Here is a 9,521-nt window from a genome sequence, read left to right as displayed (position 1 = left end):
GTCGGGCGGCCGGGCGCGGTCCTGGGAGACCGTGACCGAGGCGAAGCTCAACAAGCTGTCGCGCTACGTGGCCGTCGGCGCGCCGCTGTGGTCGCGCGCCGAGGGTTACCACGAACTCGAGGAGCAGCCCGACGGCACCACCGTGTTGACGTTCCACGAGACCTACCACGCCTACAACCCGGTGCTGCGCTTCTTCCTCGAGCGCCCCGTGCACGCCAGGATCTCGCGCGACAACCTCGAGGTCTACGAGCACGCGCTGGGCTACGCGGGCAAGGTGCGTCGGCTCGACTGAGCCCTGCGTGAGCGCGCGCGGCGCCAACGAATGTGAAATGGGCCGTTCGCCCCGGTACGCTGCTGTGCATGGGTTTCAAGCTGGGCGCACCCGTGGCGGCGCCCCTCGTCGCCGCCGGCCTGCTGCTCGCGGGCTGGCCGTCGGCGGGTGTCGCCGGCGCCGATCCGCAGCCGACGCCGCCGCCCGGGCCGACCGCCTCAGCGGGACCGTCCCCGTCGCCGGCCGCGTCACCTGGAGCCGGGCCGAAGACGAGCATCGACAAGGACGGCACCTACGCGGTCGGATCCGACATCGCGCCGGGCATCTACAGCTCCGCGGGGCCCGTCGAGAACGGCACCTGCTACTGGAAGCGGCTGGGCAACCCCGACGGCAACCTCATCGACAACGCCCTGAGCAAGAAGCCACAGGTCGTGCAGATCGAGCCGACGGACAAATCGTTCAAGACGTCGGGCTGCCAGCCCTGGCAGCTGACCCCCGACGCGCCGCCGCCCGCCAACGCGCCGCCGCCCGGCACGCAGGGCGCGCTCGGCATCCTCAACGGGCTGCTCGGCGGCCAGAACGGCCCGCAACCCCCCCATCCCTGACGGGAGCTTGCGGCCCTTGGCAAGTGAGGCGGGTGACCCGCAACCGATCCAACAGATCGTTGTCGTCGGCGCCGGCGTCAGCGGCCTGACATCGGCGGTATGCCTGGCCGAAGCGGGCTGGCCGGTGCGGGTGTGGGCGGCGGCGATGCCGCACCAGACGACGTCGGTCGTGGCCGGCGCGGTGTGGGCGCCCCCGCAGCCGGCCGAACGCGCCGCACAGACCCTGGGGTGGACCGAGCATTCGCTGGGCGTGTTCCGCGAACTGGCCGACGACCCGGACACCGGGGTACGCATGGCGCCCGCACTGGCGGTCGGCGAACTCGGCGAATCCGAGGCGGACTCGCCGGCGGCCCGGCTGATCCCCGACCTGCGCCCGGCCGACCCGTCCGACGTGCCAAACGGGTTCGGCACCGGGTTTCGCGCCATCATGCCGATGATCGACATGCCGCGCTATCTCGACTACCTGACCCGGCGGCTGGCCGCGGCCGGCTGCGAAGTCGAGGTGCGCCCGGTGCGCTCGCTGGCCGAGGCCGCCGACGCCGCGCCGATCGTCGTCAACTGCGCCGGCCTCGGCGCGGGCGCGCTGACGGGCGACGATACGGTGCGGCCGCTGTTCGGCCAGCACGTCATCCTGACGAATCCCGGTCTGCGCCAACTGTTTATCGAGATGAACCGGGGCCCGGAATGGACCTGCTTCTTTCCCCACCCGCAGCGCGTGGTGTGCGGCGGCATCAGCATCCCCGGCCGCTGGGACACCACCGCGGACCCCGACGTGACCGAACGGATCCTGCGGGACTGCCGCCGCATCGAGCCGCGGCTGCGCGAGGCCGAGGTCATCGAGGTCCTCACCGGGCTGCGTCCCGACCGGCCGTCGGTGCGGGTGGAGGCCGAACCGCTGGGGCGCGCGCGCTGCGTGCACAACTACGGTCACAGCGGCAACGGCGTCACGCTGTCGTGGGGCTGCGCGCGCGACGTCGTGCGCCTGGTCGGGGCGGGCGCGCGGTGAGCATCGACTACCGGCTGGACGGCCACATCGCCACCGTCACGATCAACCGCCCCGAGACGCGCAATTCGCTGGACATGGAACATTTCCGCGACCTGGCTCACGCATGGGCGGCGTTCCGCGACGACGACAAGGCGTGGGTCGCGGTCGTCACCGGCGTCGGCCGCGACTTCTGCACGGGCGCCGACCTCAAGAAATTCATCCCGGAACTGACCGGCGACCTGCCCAGGCCCGAGGGTTGGAACAAGGACGACGCCATCCACGCCGTCCTGCACCGCTTTCCGGTGTACAAGCCGATCGTCGCGGCCGTCAACGGCACCTGTGTCGCGGGCGGCTTCGAGATGCTGACCTCCACCGACATTCGCGTCGCCGTGCCCGAGGCTCGGTTCGCGGTGATGGAACCCAAGCGCGGCCTGTTCGCCGGCGGGGGAACCACCGTGCGCCTGCCGCGCCAGATGCCCTACCCGCTGGCGATGGAGCTGTTGCTGACCGCCGACATGGTGGACGCGGGGCAGGCCCTGGCCATGGGACTGATCAACCGGGTGGTGCCCGCGGAGCGGCTGATGGACGCCGCGCACGAGTACGCCGAGCGCATCGCGGCCAACGCGCCGCTCGCGGTCTTCGCGACCAAGCAGTCCGCCGTCGAGGGTCTGGCGCTGGACCTCGCGTCGGCCTACGACAACGAAACCCGGCACAGCGACCGCGTTTTCGAGACCGAGGACGCCAAGGAGGGGCCGCGCGCCTTCGCCGAACGGCGACCGCCACGGTGGCGGGGCCGCTGAAACCCAGGCGAGCCCCGGGCGCCGTCAGGCGCGGGCGCGGCGAATCACCAGCGACAGCACCCAGCTCACGATCGACAACACGATGGCGGCCCAGATCGCGGTCCACCAGAAATGGTCGATCTGCAGCCCCCAGTGCGTGGTGTGCTCGGTGATCCACGCGGTGATCCACAGCATCAGCGCGTTGATCACGATGTGGATCAGCCCGAGCGTCAGGATGTAGAGCGGGATCGACAGGATCTGGACGATCGGCTTGATGAACGCGTTGACCAGACCGAAGATCACCGCTACGACGAAGATGATGCCGACGCGCTGCAGCCTCGTGTCACCACCGACGAAGGTGATCCCGTGCACGAACAGCGTGACGATCCACAGTGCGAGTCCGGTCAGCGCGGCGCGAAGCAGAAAAGGGCCCATGGTCCAACATCCTGCCAGCGCGATCAGTTCAGGTTGTAGAAGCGCTGCGCGTTGCGGCCGCCGATCTTTTCGCGCGCCTCCTCGCTGATGTCCGGGCGGGTCCGCAGGTGCCTGGTGCTCTCCGGCCATTCGCCGTCCCAGTGCGGGTAGTCGCTGGCGAACATGATGAAGTCGGCGCCCAACACGTCGATCACGCCGGGCAGGATCGGCTCCTCCGGCTCGCACGTCACGAAGATGTTGCCCGCCCGGAGATAGTCGTGCGGGTCGCGGCGCCAGCCGCGCTCGACCCAGTCGCCGCGCTTCTCGTAGTGCTCGTGGAGGCGGTCGATGAAGAACGGCACCCAGCCCGCACCCGCCTCGAGGAAGGCGACCCGCAACTTGGGATGGCGCTCGAAGACGCCGCCGGAGACCATCGCGGTCATCGCCGTCATCTGGTCGAACGGAAAGCTGATGCAGTGCACCTGAATGTAGTTCGTGAATCGGTCCACGCCGATCTTCGGCAGGTGGATGCCGGGGGCGCCGTGAATGCCCAGCGGCATCTCGAGGTCGACGGCCGCGGCGTAGAACGGGTCGAGGTCCGGGTGATCCAGGTTGCGGGTCTTCAGCGCCGGTGGGACCAGCGTCGCCACCAGCCCGAGCTCCTTGGCCTCGGTCATGACGTCGATCGCCGCCTGGCCGTGCTCGATCGGGGTCACGGCGACGCCGCGCAACCGGCCGCCGGACGACGCGCAGTAGTCCGCGATCCACTGGTTGTACAGACGCGAGAACCCGGCGGCGAATTCGGGATCCTCCAGGCTGGGGGCGCACAGCCCCATGCTCGGGTACAGCACCATCGTGTCGATGTGGTCGCGGTCGGCGTCGCCGAGCACGCCCTCGGGCGAACGGCAATTGATGTCGGGCGCCTTGCTGATCCCGTGCTCGGGCGGACAGCCCGCGCCGGGGCCCTGGTCCTCCGGATAGTTGCGGCCTTCGAGGGTCAACCGCAGCCGCCCGTCGGCGCTCGGTTTGACGTGTTGCGGCCAGCGCTTGATCGCTTCGACCGCCAGCGAGGAGTTCTCGGCGACGTGTCCGTCGGCGTCGATGATTCGCATGTATGCGGAACTTACTCTCGCGGACTGCCGCCCGGTACTGCACGATGCTGACGTGACCCCGCAACGTCCCCGAAAGAAATTGACCGCCGACCAGCGAAACTCATTCACCGCGGCGTTGCTGGGTTGGACGATGGACGCCTTCGACTACTTCATCGTGGTGCTCGTCTACGCCGACATCGCAAAGACCTTCCACCACAGCAAGGCCGAAGTCGCGTTCCTCACCACGGCCACCCTGATGATGCGGCCCGTCGGCGCGCTGTTGTTCGGGCTGTGGGCCGACCGCGTCGGCCGGCGCCTCCCCCTGATGGTCGACGTGATGTTCTACTCCGCCGTGGGGTTCCTGTGCGCGTTCGCGCCCAACTTCACCATCCTGGTGATCCTGCGGCTGCTGTACGGCATCGGCATGGGCGGCGAATGGGGTTTGGGGGCCGCGCTGGCCATGGAGAAGGTCCCCGTCGAGCGGCGCGGGTTCTTCTCCGGGCTGCTGCAGGAGGGTTACGCGTTCGGCTATCTGCTGGCGAGCGTGGCGTCGCTGGTGGTGATGGACTGGCTGGGGCTGTCGTGGCGCTGGTTGTTCGGCCTGAGCATCGTCCCGGCGTTGATCAGCCTGATCATCCGCTACCGGGTGGAGGAGTCCGAGGTGTGGGAGGCCGCCCAGGATCGAATGCGCTTGACCAGCACCAGGATTCGCGACGTGCTGCGTGACGCCGCGGTGGTCCGCCGCTTCGTCTACCTGGTGCTGCTGATGACCGCGTTCAACTGGATGAGCCACGGCACCCAGGACGTCTACCCCACCTTCCTCGGGGCGACGGCCAACGGCGGCGCCGGGTTGTCCAGCGCGACCGTCAAGTGGATCGTGGTCGCCTACAACGTCGGCGCCATCATCGGCGGATTGGTTTTCGGGTCGCTGTCACAGCGGTTCAGCCGCCGCTACACCGTCGCGTTCTGCGCGCTGCTGGGCCTGCCGATCGTGCCCTTGTTCGCCTTCTCGCGCACCGCGGCGATGCTGTGCCTCGGCTCGTTTTTGATGCAGCTCTGCGTGCAGGGTGCGTGGGGCGTGATCCCCGCCCACCTGACCGAGATGTCGCCGGACGCCATCCGCGGCCTCTACCCCGGCGTGACCTACCAGCTGGGGAACCTGCTGGCCGCGTTCAACCTGCCCATCCAGGAGCGCCTGGCCGAGTCGCACGGCTACCCCTTCGCGTTGGCGGCGACGATCGTGCCGGTGCTGGTCGCGGTGGCGTTGCTGACGCTGATCGGCAAGGACGCCACCGGGATTCGCTTCGGCACCGCCGAAAGCGCGTTTCTGCCGACCGAGATGGCGTGAATTCAGTCGGCGTCGGTCAGCAGGCGGCGCAGCAGGTGCATCGCCACCGTCGTGGATCGCTCCCGGACGTCGGAGCGGTTGCCGGGTAGCCGCAGCGTCCGGGTGTCCGTGTGTTCGACGGCGCCCGCGGCGCCCAGGGCGACCGTGAAACACACTGTGCCCACCGGCTTTTCCGGTGTGCCACCGCCGGGTCCGGCGATCCCGGTGATCGCGACGGCGGTGTCGGCCCCGAACCGTTTCAACGCGCCCGCCGCCATCGCCTCGGCCACCGGCTCGGACACCGCGCCGTGTTGTTCGATCAGGGCGCCGTCGACGCCGAGCAGTTGCGTTTTGGTTTCGTTGGAGTACGACACCACGCCGCCGGCCACGTAGTCCGACGACCCGGGCCGCTCGGTCAGCCGGGCCGCCAACAGGCCCGCGGTGCAGGATTCGGCCGTCGCGATCCAGCGGCCCGCCAATAGTTGCGCGACCAGGTCGTCGACGCGCGAGCCGTCTTCGGAAAAGATCTGCTGTGCGTGGCGTTCGCGCAGCAACTTGGTCAGCTGGGCATAGGTGTCGGCGGCGTGCGGTTCGTAACGGGTGACCATTTCGATCTCGCCGCGCCGCAGGCAGGTGGTGATCTCGAGCGCGTCGAACCCGGTGACCGTCTTCTCGGCGTCGCGCAGCGTTTCGGCCAGCCCCGACTCCGGTAGCCCGAACATGCGAATCATCTTCTGCTCGTAGGTGGTTCGGCCCGCGATCGCTTCCTGCGCGGCGGGGGTCGCGATGGCCGTACGCCACATCGGTTGCAGTTCGCGCGGAGGCCCCGGAAGCACGATCACCGTCGGCGTGCCGGGCACCACCACTCCCGGCGCGGTGCCCACCGGGTCGAGCACCAGGGCGCCCTTGGGGACCATGGCCTGCTTGCGGTTGGCGGCCCGGATGGAGTCGAAATTGCCGGCGTCGAAGGCGGGATTGCGGCCCATCAGCTTCCTGAGGATGTTCGCGATCTTTTCCTCGACCTCGGTGTCGAGCACCAATTCGCGTCCGCAGAAGCGGGCCACCATCTCGACGGTCATGTCGTCGGCCGTGGGACCCAGGCCGCCGCTGGTGATGATCAGGTCCACGCCCTGGGCGGCCATGAAGCGCAGCTGCGCGTCGATGTCGGCGGGCCGGTCGCCGCAGATGGTGATGTGGGCCAGCTCGATGCCCAGCTCCAGCAGCCGGTCGGCGATCCAGGGGCCGTTGGCGTCCTGGACGCGTCCGGTGAGGACTTCGGTTCCGGTGACGACGATGCCCGCGCGTGCGCTCACCGGCATGAGCCTACTGGCGGGGAGCGGCGCAGTTCGTTACGGCAATGACCCGGTGGTACCGGGGTTGCCGTTGACGGGCGCGGGCGGTCCGTTGCCCGTCCCGGCCAGGCCGAAGGCACCCGCGATGGCATTGGCGGGGGAGTTGCCCGTGTAGACGTACGCGTCGCCGCCGTTGCCGCCGTCCCCGCCCTGGAATCCGCCGTCGCCGCCGTTGGCACCGGCGCCGCCGGTGGCGATCCCGTTTCCGGAGTTGTACGCCGTCCCGCCGGACCCACCGTTTCCGGCGAAGGTGACGGCGTCACCGCCGCGACCGCCCGCGCCGCCGGTGGCGTCGCCGGTAGAGCCGTGGGCGTCGATGTAGGCGTTACCGCCGTCACCGCCGTTGCCGTAGATGACGGCAATGTCGTTGTAGCTGGCGCCGCCGTCTCCGCCTTTGCCGCCGATGACGCTGTTGGTATTGGCGGCGTTGTTGATCTCCGCGCCGCCGCCTTTGCCCCCACTGCCGCCCGAGCCTCCGGTCAGGTCGCCGCTGTCGCCGCCACGCCCGCCGTCGCCCGGGGTCACACTTCCGGTCCCGGCCGTGTATGCGAAACCGCCATGACCGCCCGAGCCGCCGGACCCGCTCGTCCCGCCGCCCGCGCCGCCATTCGCGCCGGTCCCGCCGTGGCCGGCGGTGGCGGTAGCCGGAGAGGCGGCGCCGAAGATCCGCGCATCGCCGCCGGCTCCGCCGGACCCGCCGGTGCCGCTGGGCGTGGTGAGTGTGCCGTCGGCGCCGACGGTCCCGCCCGCGCCGTCGTGACCGATGGCGTTCCCGGTCCCGAAGTTCCACGCCGTACCGCCTTGGCCGCCGGAGCCGCCATTGACGCCGGCCCCGCCCGCGCCCGGGGCGCCACCTACGGCATCTCCAGAGCCGTGGTTCTCGGCGTACCCGCCGGCGCCACCGATACCGCCGGTCCCGCCGGGGTCGGTGGTCAGGTTCCCGGGGTCGGTGGCAGCGCCGCCCGCGCCGCCCGTGCCGCCGATGGCCTTGATCGTCGATCCGCTGTTGTCGACATACGCGTCGCCGCCGGCCCCGCCGCGGCCGGGTTGCAGCGGGCCGGCGTTGTTGAAGCCCGTACCGCCCGCTCCACCCTGGCCGCCGGTGATGTCGTGCTGATAGGCGGCGTTGTTGACTTCCACTCTGCCGCCTTGGCCGCCGGATCCGCCGGCGCCGGTGGTGCCGGTGCCCCCATCGCCGCCGTGACCGGGGGTGAGGGTCCCGGTTCCGGAGGTGTAGGCGACCCCGCCGAAACCACCCGAACCGCCGTTGACACCGTTGCCGCCGGTCCCGCCGCTGCCGGAGGTGGCGCTGCCCGTGGAGGCTGTGTTGAAGATGCGGGCGTCTCCGCCACCGCCACCCGCGCCGGCGGTCCCGGCGGCATTGTCTATGCCGTTCGCGCCGTCGTGTCCGAAGGCGTTTCCGGTCCCGGTGACCTGGACGTAAGCGCCACCGCCCCGGCCGCCGGCGCCCGGGGTGGCGGTGTTGCCGGCGGTCCCGCCGGACCCAGCGCCCCCGCCGAAGGCGTCCCCGGTTCCGTAGTTGGTCGCGTCACCTCCGTCGCCGCCGATCCCGCCGTCGCCGGTGCTGCCGTTGCCGCCCGCGCCGCCCTGGCCGCCGATAGCCCTGGCGGTGGACAGGCTGCCGTCGACTTCCGCATCGCCGCCCCGCCCGCCGTGACCGGGTTGGGTGAAGCCGGCGTTGCTGACACCGCTGCCACCATGTCCGCCGGTGCCGCCGATGACGTCATGCGTGTAGGCGGTGTTGTTGACGTCGGCCCCACCGCCCTGGCCGCCGCCACCGCCGCCGAAGGCCGTGCCCGTGCCACCATCGCCGCCGGTGCCCGGGTTGAGGTTTCCGGTTCCGTACGTTTGCACGGAACCGCCGTAGCCGCCATTTCCGCCGCTGGCGCCGTCGCCTCCGATGCCGCCGCCGCCGCCGGTGGCGGTCGCCGTGGAGCCGGTGTTGAGGATGTGCGCGTAGCCCCCGCCGCCGCCGGTGCCGCCGGTACCGGTCCCTGCGGCGGTGCCGCCCTTGCCGCCGTCGCCGCCCGTGGCATCCGCGGTCCCGGATTGGGTGACGTTCCCGCCGTTTCCGCCGTTTCCGCCATTGCCGGTGCCGGCGCCGTCGCCGCCGTTGCCGCCCTTACCGCCATGGAAAAGGCTGGCGCCGCCGTCGCCGCCCTTGCCGCCGGCCCCGCCGGCGGCCGAGGCGTTACCGCCGGCCCCACCGGCCCCGCCGGTGCCGTACAGGCCGCCGTCGCCGCCGTTACCGCCGTTACCGCCGTTGGTGCCGGAGGCGGCGGACGTCGCGTCGTAGCCGGCGCCGCCGGTGCCGCCGGTGCCGCCGGTGGACGCGGAGCCCGAAGCTCCGGCGGCCGCGCCGCCGGCACCGTTGCCGCCGGCGCCCACACCGCCGGGGTTTCCGGCGGTGCCCCCCGTGCCGCCGGTGTGGGTGCCCGCATCGCCGGCGCCGCCGTCACCGCCGTTGCCACCCATGCCGGCGTCGCCACCGACGCCGCCTTGTCCGCCGGCGCCGTTGGCGCCCGCCTGGCCGAACAAGAGCGAGCCCCTGCCGCCGGCGCCGCCCGCACCGCCATCGCCGCCGCGGCCGCCGTCGCCGCCGGTGCCACCGGCGCCGCCCATCGCGCCGGCGCTGGCCCCAACCGATCCCGTGCCGCCGGTCCCGCCGGTGCCGCC

The 9,521-nt window shown here is 71.4% G+C and carries 7 protein-coding genes and 2 pseudogenes; 5 read left to right on the top strand and 4 right to left on the bottom strand.

Annotated features, from left to right (window positions below; translation table 11 throughout):
- The 4 genes and pseudogenes from BST11_RS26105 to BST11_RS26090 form a co-directional block, all read left to right on the top strand.
- Positions 1-292 (top strand): annotated as a pseudogene (locus BST11_RS26105) (SRPBCC family protein); the annotation flags it as partial.
- A gap of 68 nt (positions 293-360) precedes the next feature.
- Positions 361-876, top strand: a complete 516-nt coding sequence (locus BST11_RS26100) for an Rv1352/Rv1906c domain-containing protein (RefSeq protein ID WP_083141075.1) — start codon at positions 361-363, stop codon at positions 874-876.
- A 16-nt stretch (positions 877-892) separates the two neighbouring features.
- Positions 893-1,882, top strand: coding sequence for an FAD-dependent oxidoreductase (locus BST11_RS26095; RefSeq protein ID WP_244897786.1), 990 nt, complete (start codon positions 893-895; stop codon positions 1,880-1,882).
- On the top strand, positions 1,879-2,661 hold the full coding sequence (locus tag BST11_RS26090) for an enoyl-CoA hydratase/isomerase family protein (protein ID WP_067321800.1): 783 nt from the start codon (positions 1,879-1,881) through the stop codon (positions 2,659-2,661). The genes BST11_RS26095 and BST11_RS26090 overlap by 4 nt, the downstream gene beginning before the upstream one ends.
- A 24-nt stretch (positions 2,662-2,685) precedes the next feature.
- Here the strand turns inward: BST11_RS26090 and BST11_RS26085 are convergent, their stop codons facing one another.
- Together BST11_RS26085 and BST11_RS26080 are read right to left on the bottom strand one after the other, a co-directional pair.
- On the bottom strand, positions 2,686-3,075 hold the full coding sequence (locus BST11_RS26085) for a phage holin family protein (RefSeq protein ID WP_067321803.1): 390 nt from the start codon (positions 3,073-3,075) through the stop codon (positions 2,686-2,688).
- Between the two features lie 23 nt (positions 3,076-3,098).
- Complete coding sequence (locus BST11_RS26080; protein WP_067321806.1) at positions 3,099-4,166, bottom strand: amidohydrolase family protein; 1,068 nt, start codon at positions 4,164-4,166, stop codon at positions 3,099-3,101.
- On the opposite strand from BST11_RS26080, the gene BST11_RS26075 reads away from it, so the two are divergent.
- Complete coding sequence (locus BST11_RS26075; RefSeq protein WP_372509731.1) at positions 4,156-5,493, top strand: sialate:H+ symport family MFS transporter; 1,338 nt, start codon at positions 4,156-4,158, stop codon at positions 5,491-5,493. The two genes, BST11_RS26080 and BST11_RS26075, sit on opposite strands and share 11 nt — an antisense overlap.
- Positions 5,494-5,495: 2 nt before the next feature.
- Here the strand turns inward: BST11_RS26075 and BST11_RS26070 are convergent, their stop codons facing one another.
- Together BST11_RS26070 and BST11_RS29040 are read right to left on the bottom strand one after the other, a co-directional pair.
- Positions 5,496-6,785, bottom strand: coding sequence for a competence/damage-inducible protein A (locus BST11_RS26070; RefSeq protein WP_477472537.1), 1,290 nt, complete (start codon positions 6,783-6,785; stop codon positions 5,496-5,498).
- A 36-nt stretch (positions 6,786-6,821) separates the two neighbouring features.
- Positions 6,822-9,521, bottom strand: a pseudogene (locus BST11_RS29040) (PE family protein); the annotation flags it as partial.

Origin of the sequence: Mycobacterium alsense (assembly GCF_002086635.1) — a bacterium.
Taxonomy (GTDB): Bacteria; Actinomycetota; Actinomycetes; order Mycobacteriales; family Mycobacteriaceae; genus Mycobacterium; species Mycobacterium alsense.
This window is presented reverse-complemented; position numbering and strand designations above follow the sequence as displayed.

Coding starts and splice junctions, on each gene's coding strand:
- BST11_RS26100 (WP_083141075.1), top strand. CDS start 361: ATGGGTTTCAAGCTGGGCGCACCCGTGGCGGCGCCCCTCGTCGCCGCC.
- BST11_RS26085 (WP_067321803.1), bottom strand. CDS start 3,075: ATGGGCCCTTTTCTGCTTCGCGCCGCGCTGACCGGACTCGCACTGTGG.
- BST11_RS26075 (WP_372509731.1), top strand. CDS start 4,156: ATGATTCGCATGTATGCGGAACTTACTCTCGCGGACTGCCGCCCGGTA.
- BST11_RS26080 (WP_067321806.1), bottom strand. CDS start 4,166: ATGCGAATCATCGACGCCGACGGACACGTCGCCGAGAACTCCTCGCTG.